Raw genomic sequence first — 17,634 nt, forward strand, 5'->3', positions numbered from 1 at the left:
GGGGCAGTTCGGCAGGGCACGCACGGGCGAGCGCCGGGATGACCGGTGCACCGGCCGCCGCCGGCGTCGGTAGGCGGCGGGACCGCGGCGGCCCGCGGCGGGGCGTACGGTCGGCGGGTGCGGATCACCAAGTTCACCCACGCCTGTGTCCGGATCGAGCACGACGGGGCGGTCCTGGTGATCGACCCGGGCACCTGGAGCGAACCGCGAGCCCTGGCCGGCGCGGACGCCGTGCTGGTCACCCACGAGCACACCGATCACGTCGACGTGCTGCGGCTGGCCGGCCTCGGCGTCCCGGTCTTCGCGCCCGAGCAGGCGGTGCTGCCCGACCTGGCCCCGCTGCCGGTCACCCGGGTCCGCGCCGGCCAGCGGTTCACCGCCGCCGGCCTCACCGTGGCCGCGTACGGCGGGCGGCACGCCACCATCCACGACGGGCAGCCCGACTGCGCCAACCTCGGCTACCTGGTCGAGGAGAGCGTCTACCACCCGGGCGATTCGCTGCACCGACCGGACCGGCCGGTGCCGACGCTGCTGGTGCCGGCGCAGGCGTCCTGGCTGAAGCTCACCGAGGCGATCGACTTCGCCCGCGCGGTCGGCGCCGAGCGGGTCTTCCCGATCCACGACGCCCAGCTCAACGAGCGGGGCCTGGCCAGCGTCAACGGCTGGTTCGCCGAGACCGTGCCCGGTTACCGCCACCTGGCGCCGGGCGAGTCCGCCACCTCAGCCTGACGGTCGCCGGCTCAGCACTCGAACCGGGGCGCGGCCGCGGTCAGCAGGGCCGTCCGGGCCGGCGCGGCCCAGCCGCGCCGCAGCTCGCTAGCGATCGCGTCGAGCACCCGCGGCACGTCCCGTGCGGCGCCGTCGTGCATCGCCTCGACCACCACCAGGATCGCCGCCGTGTCGTCCCGTACCGCCGACCAGCCGCTCTGCCGGTTGGTCCAGCGCCGGGCGTGCGCCCGCCCGTCCGGGTCGGCGAAGATCACCTCACCCGGGTCCGGGTGCTCCTCGACGCCGCCGAAGGTCAGGTAGCGCTCGTCGCCGCGGGCCGGCCGCACCTCGATGCCGCCGCCGATCCGCGCCACGTCGAGGATCCCCACCGGGACGGCGTACGCGGCGGAGACGGCGTTGCCGAGGTCGACCAGCGGATGCACCGCCGGCAGGCTGCCCTCGGTGCGCAGCCGGCGCAGCAGTGACTCCGCCGCGCACCGGTACCTCGTCGGGGCGAGCCCCATCCGCGAGAACGCCCGCCGCCACGCCTGGATCTCGGGGAAGGTCGCCTCGCTGCCGCCGGCCAGCCGCTGCCGGGCCACCGTGTGCAGGTCGGCCAGCGGCAGGTCGACGCGGGACTTGCCGTCGACGCCCTCGGCGTGCAGCAGCCCGGCGACCAGTCCCGGGTGCGCGGACCAGACCTCGGGGGAGTGCTGGAAGAACATCTCAGCTCCCCGCTCAGGACTCGGCGCGGGCCAGCAGCAGCCCGAGCGCGACGAACGAGCCGGCGAAGCCCCGGCGCAGCCAGCGGGTCACCGCCGGCCGGGCCAGCACCCGGTCGCGCACCGCGCCGGCGAGCACCCCGTAGCCGCCGAACACCACGAAGGTGAGCAGCATGAACACCGTGCCCAGCCCGAGCATCCGGGCGAACTGGTCCGGCTCGCCCGCGCGGACGAACTGCGGCAGGAACGCGAAGAAGAAGATGGTCAGCTTCGGGTTGAGCAGGTTCGACAGCACCGCCACCGTGATCACCCGGGTGGCCGACGGGGCCGGGTCCGCCGGGTCGACGGTGAACCCGCTCCGGTCCCGCCACGTCGCCCAGGCCAGGTAGAGCAGGTAGGCCACCCCGACGTACCTGAGCACCTGGAAGGCCGTCGCGCTGGAGTGCAGCAGCGCGGCCAGCCCGGTGACCGCCGCCGCCAGGTGCGGGGCGACGCCCAGGGTGCAACCGGCGGCGGCGAGCAGCCCCGCCCGGGGGCCCCGGCCGAGCCCGGCGGCGAGCGTGTAGAGCGCGCCGGTGCCCGGGGTGGCGATCACGACGAGCGAGGTGACCAGGAACGCGACGGTCATCATCGTCCTTCCGACAAGTGGGTGGGTGCTTCCTCCAGAGCCCCACTCTGCTGCCATCATGGCCCGATGAGCAGGGCCAAACCACGGCCGTCCGAGAGGTCCATAACCGCCGGGTCGGACTTCCTGCACCTGGACATCGCCGACGCCCCGCCCGGCGGACGAGCCGACTGGCTCGCCACCCGGCTCCGCGCGGCCATCGCCGGCGGGCGGCTCCCCGTCGGCGGCCGGCTCCCCGCCACCCGGGTGCTCGCCGCCGACCTCGGCGTCTCCCGGGGCGTGGTCACCGAGGCGTACCAGCGGTTGGTCGAGGACGGCCAGGTCGCCGGCCGGGGGCGCGCCGGCACCGTGGTGGTCGCCGCCCCGGCCGCGCCGCCCGCGCCGCCGCCGATCTCCGCGCCCGCGCCGGCCACGCTCTTCCCGCGCGCCCCGGGCACCGACATCTTCGACGCGGTACGCACGGCACCCGCGCGGATCGACCTGACGCCCGGCGTACCGGATCTGGCCGCCTTTCCGCGCGCGGACTGGCTGCGCGCCGAACGGACCGTGCTGCGGCAGCTGGCCGCGTCGGACTTCGGCTACGGCGACCCGCGCGGGACGCCCGCGCTGCGCGGCGCGGTCGCCGCCTGGCTGGCCCGCAGCCGGGGCGTCGCCGCCGATCCCGTCGAGGTGATCGTCACGACCGGCGTCTCCCAGGCGCTCGGCCTGCTCGCCCAGGCGCTGCGCCCGCACGGCGTCACCCGGATCGCGGTGGAGGACCCTGGCTCGCTCGGGGTACGCCAGCACCTGAACAACTGGCGGGTCGACACCCCGCCCGTCGCGGTCGACGCCGGCGGCCTGCGGGTCGACGAGCTGGCCGCCAGCGGCGTGGGCGCGGTGATGCTCACCCCCGCCCACCAGTTCCCGACCGGCGTGGTGCTCGACGGCGAGCGCCGCCGGCAGCTCGTCTCCTGGGCACGGGCCGGCGGGCTGGTCATCGAGGACGACTACGACGCGGAACACCGCTACGACCGCCCGCCGGTGCCGGCGCTGCGGGCGCTCCTGCCCGACCAGGTCTGCTACGCCGGCAGCGTGTCGAAGCTGCTCGCGCCCGCGCTGCGGGTCGGCTGGCTGCTGGTGCCACCGCGCTACCGGGATGCGGTGGTGGACGCCAAGCGCAACGCCGACCTGGGCAACGCGGTGCTGCCGCAGCTGGTGCTCGCCGAGCTGATGACCTCCGGCGCGCTGGAACGCCAGCTCCGGATGCTGCGCCGGCGGCACGTCCGCCGGCGGGACGCGATGATCGCCGCTCTGGCCCGGCATCTGCCGGGCGCGACCGTGCACGGGGCGGCGGCCGGGCTGCACCTGATGGTCACGTTGGCCGGCGACGTGCCGGACACCGAGGTGGCGGCCGCGGCGCTGGAGCGCGGGGTGAAGGTGCAGCCGCTGTCCTGGCACTGCCAGCGCGAACACCGGCCCGGCCTGGTCCTCGGGTACGCGGCGAACACCGCGACGGCCATCGAGGAGGGCATCGCCACCGTCGCCGCCGTGCTGCGTGGGTAGCGAGGCTCCGGCGGTTCTCGTGCCCCGGAGTCGGCGAGGGCATCCTGTTCGACAGCCCCCGAGCGTCGGCGCCGCGGGGTGCCGGGCCCCGCGGCGCGTGACGGCTCCGCGTTCGCCCAGGAGCACCCGGGCGTCCGTCAGAGGCCCTTCGCGACCTCGACCAGCTGGTCCAGGGCTGCGCCCCAGCCGTCGATGAACCCCATCTCCGCGTGCGCCTTCTTGGCCGAAGCGTCGGCGTGGATCGCGGTGGCGGTGTACCTCGTGCCGTTGCCGGCGGGCTCGATGTGGACGACCGCGGTGAACGGGAAGCCCTCCTCGGTGACCTGCGGGCGGAACCCGGGGCCCAGGGCCGAGGTGAACACCAGCGTCGAGTTCTCCTCGACCAGCAGGACGCAGCCGATGTTCGGGAACTCCTCGCCCTCCGGGGAGCGCATCACCGTGTTGAACTTGCCGCCGGGCCGCAGGTCCAGCTCGCAGGACGTGGTCGACCAGGGCTTCGGGGTGAACCACTGGACGATCAGCTCGGGCGTGGTCCAGGCCTTCCAGACCAGCTCGGGGGCGACGTCGACGGTGCGCTCCAGGACGAGGTCGAGGTCGGGGTTCGCGTTGTAGGTGGTCATTGCTGCTGCTCCTTCAGGTGGTAGAGAAGTGCGTCCAGTTGATCGAGGCGTCGGGTCCACAGGGCGCGCTGCCCGGCGAGCCAGGTGTCCATCCGCTCGAGCGGCTCGGGCGCGAGCCGGTAGGTCCGCACCCGCCCCTTCTTCTCCGACGTCACCAGGCCGGCGCGCTCGAGGACGCTCAGGTGCTGGGTGAACGACGGCAGCGCCATGTCGAACGGACGGGCCAGCTCGCTGGTGGTCGCCGGCCCCCGGCCGAGCAGCTCGACGACCCGACGGCGGGTGGGATCGGACAGCGCGTGGAACACGCCGTCCAGCGTCGGGTCGACCACCCCGTCCCCACCGTCGACTCGCTTAGGCATGTACCTAAGTATGGGGGCAGAGGTCGGTTAGGTCAATGCCTAAGTGAGTTGGTCCCCGGCGGCGCAGTCAGGACCTGCGGGGGAGGGCGTCCGCTTGACACGCCCGGGCTCGCTGGCCAGCATCGGGGCATCGGTGTCGCGACCTCGGCGGCCAGTCGGGCCGCGCGGGCTGAAACGTCGACTCTCCACGAAGGGACGACGTGATGCACCCGACGCTGCGGCGGCTGGACGACCTCGCCACCCACCTCGCCAGCCGCACCGACGTGATCGCGCTGCTCGGGCTCGGCTCCGCCGGCGCCGACCACGACCGCCTCGACGACTACTCCGACCTGGACTTCTTCGTCGTGGTCGACGCGCACGCCAAGCCCCGCTACCTGGAGTCCGTCGACTGGCTGCGCGCACCCTGCCCGGTGGCGTACAGCTTCGCCAACGACCGCAACGGGCGGAAGGCGCTCTACGCCGACGGCATCTTCGTCGAGTACGCCATCTTCACCCTCGACGAGCTGGCCCGGCTGCCGTTCACCGGCGCCCGGATCGTCTGGCAGCGCGCCGACGCGCCGGCCGGACTGGTCGACTGCGGACCCCCGCCGACCGGGGCTGTTTTCGACACCGTCGAGTTCCACCTCAACGAGGCGTTGACCAACCTCTACGTCGGCCTGCTTCGCGAACTGCGTGGCGAGCGGCTGACCGCGGCCCGGTTCATCCAGTCGTACGCCGTCGACCGGGTCATCGCGCTGCTGAACCTGACCTGTCCCGACGCCGGGCACCGCCGCGACCCGTTCGACGCCAGCCGGCGGGTGGAGCAGGCGTACCCGCCGGAGCTGCTTCCGCTGGCCGCGATGGTGCCCGGCTACCAGCGCAACCGACAGGCGGCGACGGTCACGCTGACCTGGCTGGAGGAGCGCTTCACCGCCGACCGGGTGATCACCGACGCCATCCGCCGGCTGCTGGATGCCGGGTAGCGGCGGGGGCATGCCGGTAGCGGGAAGCCCCCTGGACGCCCACTCGTCGGTGACGATGTCGTCGCGGTGGGCCGGGCGGTGGCCGACGACGGCTGGACCGGGTGTTCGGCATGGCGACGCTGCCCGGGCGCGCGGGCTCGGGGCAGCCCCTGCCGGGCTGGCCGCCCTGGCCGAGTGGGCTGGCGCGGAGCCGCCCCCGGATGGGTCGGGCCCACATCGCGGCGCCGCCCGACGTGTCGGTCCCGCTCATATCCGGTGTGCTCGATGTCACGCTAGCGTCTGGCCACGCCGACACCACCGCCGGCGCTCACCGACCCGGGAGAGCGTCATGAAGACCCCGCTGAAGGCCACCGCCGCCCTGGTCACCGCCCTGCTGCTGACCCTGACCGCCGCGACCCCCGCCCAGGCCGCCGACCCGTCCACCAAGCCGCCGGTCGCCGGCTCGCTGCGCGCCTACCACGTCTCCGGCGTGTACGTCGCCGGGGTCTCCTCCGGTGGCTACATGGCCACCCAACTGCACGTCGCCTACTCGTCCCGGATCCGGGGCGCGGCGGTCTTCGCCGCCGGGCCGTACTACTGCGCGCAGAACAACGTCGCCCAGGCGCTCTACGGCTGCGGCGACAACCAGTACCCGACCAACCTGTCCGCCCTCCAGACGTACACCCGCAGCTGGGCCTCGTACGGCTGGGTCGACCCGGTGGGCAACCTCTCCGGTGACCCGGTGTACGTCTTCCACGGCACCAACGACACCACCGTCAAGAAGTCCGTCACCGACGACCTGGTCCGCTACTACCAGCACTTCGGCGCCAGCGTGCAGTACGACAGCGGTTCGTCGGCCGGCCACGCCTGGGTCACCCCGTACGGGACCCGCGGGTGCACGGCGACCGCCTCGCCGTTCCTCAACAACTGCGGCACCGACCCGCAGAACGCCCTCCTGCGCAAGCTGCTGGGCAGCGTCAACGCGCCGAACACCGGCGCGCTCGGCGGCACCCTCATCCGGTTCAGCCAGAACACCCACGCGACCAACGGCTGGGCCCCCGGCCTGAGCATGGACGCCAATGGTTTCGCGTACGTGCCCTCGTCGTGTGCCGCCGGCCAGTCCTGCCGGCTGCTGGTCGCACTGCACGGCTGCCTCCAGGCGTACGGCTCGGTCGGCACGGCGTTCGTGGACCGGGCCAACCTCAACCAGTACGCCGACACCAACAACCTGATCGTGCTCTACCCCCAGGCCGCCACCGCGGGCACCAACCCGAACGGCTGCTGGGACTGGTGGGGCTACCTCGGCGCCAGCAACTACCCGATCAAGGGCGGCGCCCAGGTCGAGACGATCATGAACATGGTCCGCCGGCTGGACGGCTGACCCACCGCACACCCGGGGCGGGGCCGCCGGCCCCCGCTCAGGCGTGCTCGTCGGCGGGGGCGTCCACCCCGGCCAGGCGGGCGTCCGCCGCGGCCTGCCCCTCGGCGTCCCGTACCGCCTCGCACACCGCCGCCGCGTCCACCCAGTGCCGCCGCGCCTCGTCCCGGTCACCGAGCCGCGCCGCCGCGTCGCCCAGGTAGAGCAGCGTCCGGCCCAGCCCCGCCGTGGCCCGCCCGCCCTCGCGCAACCGCTGGCTCTCGGCCAGCATCTCGTACGCCTGCCGGGCCTGCCCGGGCGCGGTGCCCAGCAGCGTGGCGCCGGCGTTGAGCAGCGCGGCGGCCCGGTTCGTCGGGTCCGCCACCGACTCGTACTCGCGCAGCGCCGCCCGCCACGACTGCGCCGCGTCCAGGTGCTCGCCCAGCTCGGCGTGCACCAGCACCAGATTGGTCAGCGCCGCCGCGTAGCCCCGGGCGTCGCCGAGCGAGCGGAACGTGTTCGCCGCGCGCACCAGGTGGTGGTGCGCCACTTCCAGCTCACCGCGGGCGAGCTGGGCGGCGCCGAGCCCGAGCTGGGTGAGCGCGTGCCCGGCCCGGTCGGCGCCGGAGCGGTGCCGGCGGGACAGCTCCAGGTGCTCCACCGCGTCGTCGAGCTGGCCCAGGTCGAGCAGGACCAGGCCGAGGTTCATCCGGGCCTGCGCGGTGCCCCGGCGGCCCCGCTCCGCCACCGCCAGGGTAAGCGCGGTCGCCGCGCCCTGCGGGTCGTGCCGGCGCCGGCGCAGCACCCCCAGCTCGTTGTGCGCCCAGCCGGCGATCTCCGGCCGGTCGTCGGCGGTCGGCGTGGCCAGCACGGTGCGGCACACCTCGTCCCACTCGTCCAGCCGCTCGACGTGGGCGAGCCAGCCGCACAGCGCCACCGCCAGCCGGAACCACCAGCGCCGCACCCGCCGGGGCAGCGTCTCCGCCGCGCCCGCCGGCACCTTGACCACCGCGAGCAGCAGCTCCTGGTGCAGGTCGAACCAGCCGTACGGGTCGTCGTCCAGGGGCAGTGGCCGGTCCCGGTCCAGCGTGGACGCGGCCACCGCCAGGCTCGCCACGTGCCGCTCCGCCCGCCGGGCCAGGTGCCGGGTGAGCCGGGCCTGCGCGGCCACCCGCCGGCGCACCGGCTCGTCCCGGCGCAGGTGCAGCCGGGCGTACGCGCCGAGCAGCGGCCGCACCTCGTACCGGTCGCCGGGCGCGCCGACCACGAACGCCCCGGCGGCCAACTCGTCCAGCAGGGCGGCGACCCGGTCGGGCCGCCGGTCGGCGAGCGCGGCGATGGTCGGCCGGTCGACCGGGGCGGGACTGAGCGACATCAACCGCCACAGCCGCCGGGCCTCCGCCGAGAGCGCGTGGTAGGCGGCGTCCCGCGCGGTCACCAGCAGGGTCGCCGGTGAGGCGTCGATCTCCTGGTGCGGGGGAGTCTCGACGGCCCGGCGCAGCGCCTCCAGCACGTCGGCGTGCCGCCAGCCGTGCTGGGCGGTCCGCCGGCCCAGTTCCGCCACCGTACGGGGCTGCCGCCCGCACAGCTCGACGATGCTGCCGACCGCCGGGTCGGTGCGCGGGTCCGGGCGGTGCGGCCGGGCCGCCGGCGCCGCCGCGCCGGCGGTGGCGAAGAGGTCGACGGCGTCGTCGGTGTCCGGCTCGCCGATCCAGTGCGCCACCACCCCGACCGCGTCCAGCGCGGCCAGCGCCCCGGTGCCGGCCAGCAGCAGCCGGCAGGTGTGGGCGGTCGGCGGCAGCAGCGGCCGGACCTGGGCGGCGTCGTCGACGTTGTCCAGCACCAGCAGGATCCGCCGGCCGTCGAGCTGGCCGCGCAGCTCGTCGGCGGCCTCGGCGAGGTCGTCCGGGCGACCGGAGGCCGGCGGCCGGGTGCCCAGGATCCGGGCCAGCGCGGCGAGTACCTGCCGGGGCGGGTGGCGGCGGCCGCCCCGGCGCAGGTCCAGGTGGTACTGGCCGTCCGGGAAGTCCGCCCGGCACCGGTTGGCCGCCTCGATGGCGTACCAGGAGGTGCCGACGGCCCGGCGCCCCACCACCGCCACCGCGTGCTCCCGCTTCAGCGCGTCGACGATGGCGTCCACGTCGTCGCTGCGCCCGGTGAAGGTGCCCTGGTAGGGCAGCGTCGGCGTGCCGGCGGCCGCCGGCGTCTCGGCGTCCGGCTCGGCGAGTTGTTCGCGCTGGCGGCGGCGCCACTCCACGACGAACGAGGCGAGCAGGCCGAGCACGACCACGCCGACGCTCGCCGAGCCGAGCACCGCCACGGAGAGCTCGGAGAGCAGGTTGCCGGCGACGTTGCCGAGCAGCGCGCTGACGCCGCCGCCGAGCACCCCGCCGAGGGCGAGCAGCACGCTCAGCCGCCCCGGCCCGCGGGACCGGCCACCCGGCCGGGTCACCGGACGCCCCCGGCGACCAGCCCGGCGACGAGCTGCCGGCGGGCCAGCACCACCAGCAGCACCGGCAGGATCGACGCGACCACCGACCCGGCGGCGAGCACCCCGCTGTTGACCACGAACCCGCGGGTCTGGCCGGCCAGGAAGAGCCCCAGCGGCGCGGCGCCGGGGCCGCTGAACAGCAGGCCGACCACCAGGTCGTTCCACACCTGCACGAACTCCAGCACGGCGACCGCGACCACCGCCGGGCGGTTGTGCCGGGCCAGCAGCCGCAGCGTGCTCCACCAGTGCCGCCCGCCCAGCCGCACCGCGCGTACCTGCTCGGCGGGGAGGTCGGCGAAGGCGTTGCGCAGCACCAGCACGGCGAACGGGATGCCCAGCGCGACGTGCACCAGCCCCAGCCCGCGGGCGGTGCCGGAGGAGAGCACCACGCCGAGCACCTCGTTGACCGGACCGGCGATCACCTGGACCGGCACCACGCTGGCGGCCATCAGCAGCAGCCCGGTCGCCTGCGCGGGCGGCCCGGTCAACCAGGCCAGCGGGTACGCCGCCAGCAGCGCGATGCCCAGCACCGCGGCGGTGACCACGGTGGCCAGCACCAGCGTGAAGCCCAGCGTGCGCCACAGCTCCGGGCCGCTGGCCAGCTGGCGGTAGGAGTCCAGGCTGGGCGCGCTCGACCACCAGGCGCGGGCCGCCGCGTCGACCGGCTTGTGCAGTGAGGTGGCCAGCAGCACGCCCAGCGGCACCAGCCAGGCGAGCGCGGCGCCCGCGGCGAGCAGCCGGATGGACCGGCGCGGCGGGGCCGCCGCCGGGTCGGGCTCGGCCGGCGCCGGATCCCGCGGCGGCGGCCACGACTGGCGGACGAAGAGCGCGGCCACCAGCATCCCGGCCACCACGGCCACCAGCCAGATCACGCCGAGCGCGGCGCCCTCGCCGGTGGTGGTGCCGCCGGAGGTCTGCCAGACCCGCAGCGCCAGCACCGACGCCTCGTCCCGCACCGAACCGGGCGTCATCACCAGGATCAGGTCGAAGGTGCGGCTGGTGCCGAGCGCCACCAGGGCGAACACCACCGCGACGGTACGCAGCAGCAGCGGGCGCCACTGCGCGTCCCAGAGCACGTCCCGCCGGCTGCCGCCGAAGGCGCGGACCGCGTCGGCCAGGCTGGGCGGCACCGCGTCCAGGGCGGCCCGGAACACCAGCACGGCCAGCCCGACCCAGGCCCACACGAACGCCGACATCAGCGCCACGGTGACCAGACCCGGGCCGAGCAGCTGCGGCACCTGGTCCGCCGAGCGGCCGGTGAGCCGGGCCAGCAGGAGGGTGGCCAGCCCCCGCTGTGGATCGGGGTCGTAGAGCAGCCGGAAGGTGACCCCGGTGACCACCAGCGGCAGCGCGGTCGGCACCACCAGGATCAGCCGGACCAGCCCGCCCTCCTGGGAGCGGCGGGACGCGGCGGCCAGCAGGTAGCCCAGCACCGTGACCACGGCCGGCACCACCAGCGCCCAGAGCACCGTGCGACCCACCACCGCGGCGGTGCCGGGCGCGGCGAACGCGGCGCGGAAGTGCGCCGCGCCGACCCACCGGCCGTCGGTGAACACGCTGGCGTGCAGCGTCCGCAGCACCGGCCAGGCCACCAGCCCGCCGAGCAGCAGCAGCGCCGGCAGCAGCAGCGCGGAGGTGGCCCCCGCCGCCGGATAGGCCCGGCCGCGCCGGGGCGGCCCGACGTCGTCGAGCACCGCCAGCTCGCCGAGCACCGGCCGGGTCATCGGCCGCCTCCGGCCGCCCGGGCCGCCGCGGCCAACTGGTTGGTGGCCCGGCGTACCGCCTCGGCGGCCCGCACCCCACCGGTGACGTCGGCGAAGAAGTCCTGCATGATCCGCCAGATCCCCACCCCGTCGGAGCCGGTGAACGGGCCGGGCAGCCGGTCGGAGAGGTCGAAGCGGACCGACTCCGCGCCCTGCAGCTCGGCGGCGAGCGCCCGGCGCACCGGGTCGCGGTAGCTCGCCAGCGGGACGGTCACGTTCGGGGAGAGGTAGCCGCCGGCCTGCAGCCACGGCTGGAACGCCGACCCTTCGCTGAGCCAGCCCACCAGTTCTGCGCCGCGCGCCGACCCGGCGAACGCGACCGCCGCGTCCCCGCCGAGGATCAGCGGGCGGTCCGCCACCCGCGAGCCCGGGAACCGGAACGTGACCGGCTGCTCCGCGCCGCGCTGGAACCGGGCGCTGACGTCGCCGACGAAGTCGCCCTCGAACACCATCGTCGCCCGGCGGTGGTGCACCACCTGGATCACCGACTCCTCGTACTGGGTGAGCAGGGCGCGGCGGGCGCCGCCGGGAAAGGCGCCGTCGATGCTCCACAGCTCGGCCAGCCGGTCCAGGGCGACCCGTACCGAGCGGCTGCGCCAGTCGGCCTCGCCGCGGGCCAGCGCCTCGTAGAAGTCGGGCGCGGCGATGTCGGCCAGCACGTTCTCGAACCAGTCGGTGAGCACCCAGCCGTCGGCGGCGCCGATCGCCAGCGGGGCCGGGGCGGTGCCGGCCCGGGCCCGGGCGCCGAGCCGGCGGGTGATCGCCACCAGCTGGTCCCAGGTGGCGGGCGGCTCGGAGAGCATCGAGTCGAAGTACCAGAACAGCGACTTGTGCGCCGCCTTCACCCAGACGCCGTAGCGGCGGCCGTCGGTGACCAGCAGGTCGGCCATCCCGGGCGGGACGGCGTAGCTCGCGGCGGGGGTGAGCTCGCGCAGCCAGCCGCGCCGGGCGTACTCGACGACCAGCCCGGAGCGGGGCAGGATGGCCACGTCGGGGCTGGTGCCGGCGAGGTGCCGGGCGCGCAGGAACGCGTCGATGTCGTTGCCCGCGCTGACCACCCGCACCGGGGCGCCGTAGCCGGCCACCACCTCCCGGAACCGGGCCAGCTCCGCGCCGCTCCACACCACCGCCACCTGCACCGACCGCTCGTTCCGGGAGCAGGAGGTGACGGCCGTCGCGGTTCCCGCCGCGGCGGCGGCGCGCAGCAGCGTACGGCGGCGCAGCCTCACCGGCCCGCCTCCGCGGTGGCGTCGGCCGGCTCGACGGCAACCCGGTCGCCGACCTCGGCCAGCACGGCCTCGTCGCCGGTGCAGGCCAGCACCGCGACACCCGGGGCGTCCGGCGGGGCGAGCCGCCCGACCAGGTCGGTGAGGCGTCCCCCGTCCGGCGTGCCGGCCGGCAGGTCGATCACCAGCACCTCCGGCAGGCAGGCCATCGCGCGGGCCAGCGCCACCCGGAACCGCTGGGCCTCGGAGAGCAGGTGCGGGCGCAGGTCGAGCGTCGGCGCCAGCTCCAGCCGCTCGACCACCGTCGCCACCCAGGTGTCGGCCACCTCGCGCACCCGTTCCCGCTTGCGCTGGCCGTAGGCGATGTTGCGGCGCACGGTCAGATGGGGCAGCAGGGCGCCGCCGGCCGGGACGTACCCGATCCGGCGGCGCAGCGGCGGCAGGTCGGTGACGTCCCGGCCGCCGACCAGGACGGTGCCGGCCAGCGGCGCGGCCAGCCCGGCCACCACCCGGGCGAACGCCGTGCCGACCCGGGGTGGGGCGGCCAGCGCCACGGTGGTGCCGGCGGCGACGGCGAGGGTCACCGGCGCGACGGCGGGCACGGCGACGAGTTCGCACAGTCGTAACGTGGCCATCACCTCCGGTGACCCGAGTCGTCGCCCCCAGGGTGGCACACTCCGACGACAACCACGGCCCCGGCACCCTCCCTTGTGGAGACGGCGAGTGGTCCGCACTCTTCGGTGCGGCGTTGCGGCGAACCGGCACCGGGCCGGCTGGCCGACGCCTAGCCTGGCGGTGAGGAGCAGCATCGACCGTCGACGGAGGCCACGGTGAGCATCGAGCAGGCGAGGGACGCCTTTGCCGGCGTCGAGGAGGTGCAGCTCACCGTCACCGGCCGCCGATCCGGGCGGCAGATCTCCCACCCGGTGTGGTTCGTGCAGGAGGAACAGAACATGTTCCTGGTGCCGATCACCGGATCGGACAGCGACTGGTACAAGAACGTCCGAAGGACCCCGATGGTCGAGGTCGCCGCGAACGGCACGGCGGTGAGCGCGCCCGCCACCCCGATCACCGACGCCGACCGGGTCGGCCATGTCGTGGCGATGTTCTGCGAGAAGTACGGCCGGGAGCAGGTGGAGCGGCACTACCCGAAGCGCGACGTCGCCGTCCGGGTGGCCCTCGGCTGAGCGACGGCGGGGCCGGGCCTCAGCGGGGCGGATCGGCGGCGCGCGGCGGGTAGAGCGCGGCCAACCCGGCGGCGGTGGCCGTGAGCATGGCGCGCAGCTCGGCCGGCGCCAGCACCTCCACCTCGGCGCCGAGCCGGAGCAGGTCGCCGTGGGCGTGGGTGAGCGACTCGATCGGCACCACCGTGGTCACCCAGCCGGTGGCGTCCGGTGGGCCGGCGTTGTTCTCGGCCGCGCGGGCCACCACGTCGCTGGCGACCTCCCGCAGCCGCTGCCGGCCGGACGGGGAGAGCCGGACGGTCGCGTCGTCGCGGTGCAGCCGGGCCCGGAACCGCACCACGTGCGTCCGCCACCAGGCCGGCAGGTCGAACTCCGCCGGCCGGTCGAAGCCCTCGTCGAGGGTGGTCAGCGCCAGGATCTGGTTGATCCGGTAGGTCGCCGGGCTGTCCCGGCCCGGCCGGTTGGCCACCGCGTACCACCGGCCGCCCTTGAGCACCAGCCCGTACGGCTCCAGCACCCGGTCAACCTCGCCGGTCCAGCTGCGGTAGCGGACCTGGACGCGCCGCTCCCGCCACACCGCGTCCGCCATCTCGGTCAGGTGGGGTGAGGCGTCGCCGTCGGCGTACCAGCCGGGGGTGTCCAGGTGGAACCGCTGCCGCAGCCGCCCGGCCCGGTCGGCGAGCGCGGGCGGCAGCGCGGCCTGGAGCTTGAGCTGGAGCGCGGCCACCACCGCGCCGTAGCCCAGCTCGGCGGCGGGCCCGGGAAGCCCGGCGAGGAAGAGGCGGTCGGCCTCCTCGGCGGTCAACCCGGTCAGCCGGGTCCGCCAGCCCTCGACCAGCTGGTAACCGCCGGCGTGCCCGGCCTCCCCGTAGAGCGGGATGCCGGCCGCGTGCAGCGACTCGACGTCCCGGTAGACGGTGCGGACCGAGACCTCCAGCCGTTGCGCGAGCTGGGCCGCGGTCAGCCGGCCGTGGGTCTGCAACAGCAGCAGGAGGGAGAGGAGTCGACTGGCCCGCACTCTGCTGACAGTAGCTGTCAGGGGAGTGGTCCTACCGTCCCGGCATGGCATTTCGCGACAAGGACCTGTGGGTGCCGGGACCGGTGACGGTCGCCGGCCGGGAGCTCAAGCGCTATCACATCGACCAGCCGCACCGGCGCATCGAGCCGGAGGTGGAGAAGGCCGCCTACGACCTGCTGCCCCGCCTGCTGCCGACCGGCGCCGACGACGGCACTCCGGCGGCGGGCTGGGTGGTGCTGCACCGGGGTGCGGACACCGGCGCCTACCTGCTGGCGTACAGCTGGGCCTGGGACAACGTGGTCGAGGTGCGGATCGCCGCCGCCGGCCAGCCCGCCCTGGACTGCCCGGACGACGACCCGACCCACTTCGTCGAGCAGCGCCGGCCCTGGGCGGGCTGCATCTGGGAGCTGGGGGTGCTGGAGCACGAGCGGGCCGCCTGGGCCCGGCACGTGCTGGCGCCGGACCGCCCGGACCTGGCCGGCTGGCGCGCCGACACCCGGGCCGAGGGGCCGGTGGGCCGCTGATGGGCGACTTCGACTTCTTCGTCGGCACCTGGCACGTCGTCAACCGCCGGCTGGTGAAACGGCACGTCGGCAGCGACGAGTGGGACGAGTTCCCGGGGCTGTCGGTGGCCCGGACCTTCTTCGCCGGGGCCGGCAGCTTCGACGAGATCACCTTCCCGACGAAGGGCTTCTCCGGCGCCACCGTGCGGATCTTCGACCCGGTGGCCGGCACCTGGTCGATCTACTGGATGAACAGCAACCGCGGGATGCTGGAGCTGCCGCCGGTGGTCGGCCGGTTCGTCGACGGGGTGGGCACCTTTTACGCCGACGACGTCGACGAGGGCCGCCCGGTCCGGTGCCGGTTCATCTGGTCGGCGATCACCCCGACCTCGTGCCGCTGGGAGCAGGCGTTCTCCACCGACGGCGAACGCACCTGGGAGACCAACTGGATCATGGAGTTCACCCGGAGCGGTTCGTCCTGACCCTCACCCGGCCACCGGCGTCGACTCCGGCCGCAGCCGATGCGGCATCTCCCAGCCCTCGGCGAGCCGGGACGGGTGCACGTTCTGCCCGCCGCCGAAGAACTCGCAGAACTTCATGATCAGCGGGTCCCAGCGCAGCGGGTCCACGTAGCTCGTCCCGGGGATGATCAGATCCTCCTCGACGTACGCGCGCAGCACCTGCACCTCGAACGCGGTGGCGTGCGCCGAGGTGCCGCCGAAGCGGTGCGTCGCGACGACCCGGCACTCGAGCTGGACCGGGCACTCCGCCACCCGGGGTGCCCGGACCAGCTCCGACGGCTGCGCGGTCAGCCCGGCCAGGGCGAACTTGTCCGGCTCGTAGCGGTAGCCCTGGCGCACCTTGTGCTCCGGCACGTCCGGCCGGCCGGTGGTGAGCGCGATCCGGTCGACCGCGTCGACCATCGCCGCCGACGGCAGGTTGAGCACGCACTCCCGTTCGCGCCGCAGGTTGGCGGTGGTCCGGCCGCTGTCGCCGAGGCCGAGCATGGCGTGCTGCCCCAGCCACCACGCCGACGACATCGGGGCGAGGTTCGCCGTGCCGTCCGGGTTGACCGAGCTGACCAGCACCACCGGTGTGCCGAAGTAGAGCACCTTCAGACCGGGAACCACGTGCATCCGTACGCCTTCCGTCGCGGGCGCGACCGGACGTCGCGCCACCGCCGTCGACTCTGCGCCGCACCGGCCGGGCGTTGCTGGCGGCGATCGGACATCGCGTTCGACCACCGGGGCTCCCGCCAGCGTCGGCAACCGCCGGGAGCCTGGTCGGCGTTGCCGGCCGGTGTCGGTGGTCGTTCCCTTGGTGCTTGCGGCGTCTCGCAGGCTCTGCTGGCGGTGCTTGCGGACCGCTATTCTAGTACTAGAATAGGTGCGTGGAGCTCACGCCGTCCGAAGTGGTCGTCCTCGGGCTGATCGTCGAGTGCCCTCGGCACGGCTACGACCTGGAGCAGGTCATCGAGCGCCGCGGGATCCGGCAGTGGACCGAGATCGGGTTCTCGTCGATCTACTACCTCCTCGGCAAGCTGGAGAATCGCGGGCTCATCCACGCTCCCGACGCGCCGGCGGCGGCGAAGTCCCGGCGCGTCTTCCATGCCACCGCCTCGGGGCGGGAGGCCGCCGCCCGCAGCGCGCTCGCGCTCATCGCAGAGCTGCGCCCGGTCCCGCACCCCCTGCTCGTGGGCGTGGCGAACCTGTCCCTGCTCTCCGAGGGGGAGTACGCGCGCGCGCTCCGCGACCGACTCGCCCAGGTCGACGCCCGGATCGCCGCCATCAGGAACGCCGAGTCGGCGCAGGCCCCCCTCGCACTGCCGGCGCGCGAGGTCTTCTCCTACTCACTGAGCCTCCTGGAGGCAGAAAGGTCGTGGCTCGCGGCGCGAGCCCAGGTGCCCGATGACGGACAAGATTGACTTCAAGCGGGAGATCGACGCCTACCGCGCGAGACAAGGTCAGTTCCAGATCGTGGATGTGCCCGACCTGCGGTATCTCATGATCGACGGGCACGGCGATCCCAACACCCGGGCCTTCACCGAGGCGGCCGAGGCGCTGTACCCGCTGGCCTACAAGCTGAAGTTCGCCAGCAAGCGAACCCTCGGACGCGACTACGTCGTCATGCCCCTGGAAGGTCTGTGGTGGGCTGACGACATGGCCGCGTTCACGGCGTCCCGCGACAAGGCCCGGTGGGACTGGACTTTGATGATCATGGTCCCGGACTGGATCGACCAGGACATGTTCGCCGACGCCGTCGGACAGGTCGCGGCCAAGGACCGCCCCCGGCGCCTGCCCGACGTTCGTCTCGGCTCGCTGTCCGAGGGGCGCTGCGTGCAGACCCTGCATGTCGGCTCCTACGACGACGAGGCCGGCGCGCTGGCCCGGATGCACCACGAGTTCATCCCCGGCAACGGGCTCCGGATGGTCGGCAGGCACCACGAGATCTACCTCAGCGACGCTCGCAGGGTCGCCCCCGAGAAGCTCCGCACCATCCTCCGGCAACCGGTCACCCGTGATGCCCGGGAAGCCGACGGATGATCGTCTGACGCCCAGCAGGGCTGCCGACCCGT

19 protein-coding genes are annotated in these 17,634 nt (G+C 74.8%); 9 read left to right on the plus strand and 10 right to left on the minus strand.

All coding sequences use genetic code 11. The features are described 5' to 3' along the window. Positions 1-117 precede the first annotated feature (117 nt). Positions 118-729, plus strand: a complete 612-nt coding sequence (locus AC1WTP_RS20460) for an MBL fold metallo-hydrolase (RefSeq protein WP_481650863.1) — start codon at positions 118-120, stop codon at positions 727-729. 11 nt (positions 730-740) lie between these two features. On the opposite strand, the gene AC1WTP_RS20465 is transcribed toward AC1WTP_RS20460, so the two are convergent. Continuing rightward, positions 741-1,433, minus strand: a complete 693-nt coding sequence (locus tag AC1WTP_RS20465) for a B3/B4 domain-containing protein (RefSeq protein WP_481650864.1) — start codon at positions 1,431-1,433, stop codon at positions 741-743. A 13-nt stretch (positions 1,434-1,446) separates the two neighbouring features. Further along, a complete protein-coding gene (locus tag AC1WTP_RS20470) occupies positions 1,447-2,058 on the minus strand; it encodes a LysE family translocator (RefSeq protein WP_481650865.1) in 612 nt (203 codons plus the stop codon). Positions 2,059-2,124: 66 nt separating this feature from the next. On the opposite strand from AC1WTP_RS20470, the gene pdxR reads away from it, so the two are divergent. Next, positions 2,125-3,597 (plus strand): MocR-like pyridoxine biosynthesis transcription factor PdxR, encoded by a 1,473-nt coding sequence (gene pdxR / locus AC1WTP_RS20475; protein WP_481650866.1) that lies wholly within the window; start codon positions 2,125-2,127, stop codon positions 3,595-3,597. 137 nt (positions 3,598-3,734) lie between these two features. Here pdxR and AC1WTP_RS20480 read toward each other — a convergent pair whose 3' ends face one another. Together AC1WTP_RS20480 and AC1WTP_RS20485 are read right to left on the minus strand one after the other, a co-directional pair. Continuing rightward, complete coding sequence (locus tag AC1WTP_RS20480) at positions 3,735-4,217, minus strand: SRPBCC family protein (RefSeq protein WP_481650867.1); 483 nt, start codon at positions 4,215-4,217, stop codon at positions 3,735-3,737. Beyond that, complete coding sequence (locus tag AC1WTP_RS20485; protein WP_481650868.1) at positions 4,214-4,576, minus strand: ArsR/SmtB family transcription factor; 363 nt, start codon at positions 4,574-4,576, stop codon at positions 4,214-4,216. The genes AC1WTP_RS20480 and AC1WTP_RS20485 overlap by 4 nt, the downstream gene beginning before the upstream one ends. A gap of 203 nt (positions 4,577-4,779) precedes the next feature. Here AC1WTP_RS20485 and AC1WTP_RS20490 point away from each other — a divergent pair, with 203 nt between their 5' ends. Together AC1WTP_RS20490 and AC1WTP_RS20495 are read left to right on the plus strand one after the other, a co-directional pair. Beyond that, positions 4,780-5,538: a hypothetical protein gene (locus tag AC1WTP_RS20490; RefSeq protein WP_481650869.1), complete on the plus strand. Its 759-nt coding sequence runs from the start codon at positions 4,780-4,782 to the stop codon at positions 5,536-5,538. Positions 5,539-5,866: 328 nt separating this feature from the next. After that, positions 5,867-6,898: an extracellular catalytic domain type 2 short-chain-length polyhydroxyalkanoate depolymerase gene (locus tag AC1WTP_RS20495; protein WP_481650870.1), complete on the plus strand. Its 1,032-nt coding sequence runs from the start codon at positions 5,867-5,869 to the stop codon at positions 6,896-6,898. A gap of 37 nt (positions 6,899-6,935) precedes the next feature. On the opposite strand, the gene AC1WTP_RS20500 is transcribed toward AC1WTP_RS20495, so the two are convergent. The 4 genes from AC1WTP_RS20500 to AC1WTP_RS20515 are packed head-to-tail and all read right to left on the minus strand — an operon-like array spanning position 6,936 to position 12,989. After that, a complete protein-coding gene (locus AC1WTP_RS20500; protein WP_481650871.1) occupies positions 6,936-9,326 on the minus strand; it encodes a tetratricopeptide repeat protein in 2,391 nt (796 codons plus the stop codon). Then, positions 9,323-11,089, minus strand: coding sequence for an ABC transporter permease subunit (locus AC1WTP_RS20505; RefSeq protein WP_481650872.1), 1,767 nt, complete (start codon positions 11,087-11,089; stop codon positions 9,323-9,325). Before AC1WTP_RS20505 ends, AC1WTP_RS20500 begins: the two co-directional genes overlap by 4 nt. Next, positions 11,086-12,357, minus strand: a complete 1,272-nt coding sequence (locus AC1WTP_RS20510) for an extracellular solute-binding protein (protein WP_481650873.1) — start codon at positions 12,355-12,357, stop codon at positions 11,086-11,088. Before AC1WTP_RS20510 ends, AC1WTP_RS20505 begins: the two co-directional genes overlap by 4 nt. Beyond that, positions 12,354-12,989, minus strand: a complete 636-nt coding sequence (locus tag AC1WTP_RS20515; protein WP_481650874.1) for an ATP-binding cassette domain-containing protein — start codon at positions 12,987-12,989, stop codon at positions 12,354-12,356. Before AC1WTP_RS20515 ends, AC1WTP_RS20510 begins: the two co-directional genes overlap by 4 nt. Positions 12,990-13,184: 195 nt before the next feature. Here AC1WTP_RS20515 and AC1WTP_RS20520 point away from each other — a divergent pair, with 195 nt between their 5' ends. After that, positions 13,185-13,541, plus strand: a complete 357-nt coding sequence (locus AC1WTP_RS20520) for a nitroreductase/quinone reductase family protein (protein WP_481650875.1) — start codon at positions 13,185-13,187, stop codon at positions 13,539-13,541. A gap of 19 nt (positions 13,542-13,560) precedes the next feature. On the opposite strand, the gene AC1WTP_RS20525 is transcribed toward AC1WTP_RS20520, so the two are convergent. After that, the gene (locus AC1WTP_RS20525; protein ID WP_481650876.1) at positions 13,561-14,556 is read right to left on the minus strand and encodes a helix-turn-helix transcriptional regulator; all 996 of its coding nucleotides are present in this window, start codon (positions 14,554-14,556) and stop codon (positions 13,561-13,563) included. 44 nt (positions 14,557-14,600) lie between these two features. Here AC1WTP_RS20525 and AC1WTP_RS20530 point away from each other — a divergent pair, with 44 nt between their 5' ends. Further along, positions 14,601-15,080, plus strand: a complete 480-nt coding sequence (locus AC1WTP_RS20530) for a hypothetical protein (protein ID WP_481650877.1) — start codon at positions 14,601-14,603, stop codon at positions 15,078-15,080. Then, entirely contained in the window at positions 15,080-15,541 is a 462-nt protein-coding gene (locus tag AC1WTP_RS20535) for a hypothetical protein (protein ID WP_481650878.1), read from the plus strand. The genes AC1WTP_RS20530 and AC1WTP_RS20535 overlap by 1 nt, the downstream gene beginning before the upstream one ends. 3 nt (positions 15,542-15,544) lie before the next feature. Here the strand turns inward: AC1WTP_RS20535 and AC1WTP_RS20540 are convergent, their stop codons facing one another. Beyond that, positions 15,545-16,195, minus strand: a complete 651-nt coding sequence (locus AC1WTP_RS20540) for a flavin reductase family protein (RefSeq protein WP_481650879.1) — start codon at positions 16,193-16,195, stop codon at positions 15,545-15,547. 254 nt (positions 16,196-16,449) lie between these two features. On the opposite strand from AC1WTP_RS20540, the gene AC1WTP_RS20545 reads away from it, so the two are divergent. Next, the gene (locus tag AC1WTP_RS20545) at positions 16,450-16,983 is read left to right on the plus strand and encodes a PadR family transcriptional regulator (RefSeq protein WP_481650880.1); all 534 of its coding nucleotides are present in this window, start codon (positions 16,450-16,452) and stop codon (positions 16,981-16,983) included. Further along, the gene (locus AC1WTP_RS20550; RefSeq protein ID WP_481650881.1) at positions 16,967-17,602 is read left to right on the plus strand and encodes a GyrI-like domain-containing protein; all 636 of its coding nucleotides are present in this window, start codon (positions 16,967-16,969) and stop codon (positions 17,600-17,602) included. The genes AC1WTP_RS20545 and AC1WTP_RS20550 overlap by 17 nt, the downstream gene beginning before the upstream one ends. Positions 17,603-17,634: the final 32 nt, after the last annotated feature.

The sequence above is a fragment of the Micromonospora sp. R311 genome, assembly GCF_056780015.1.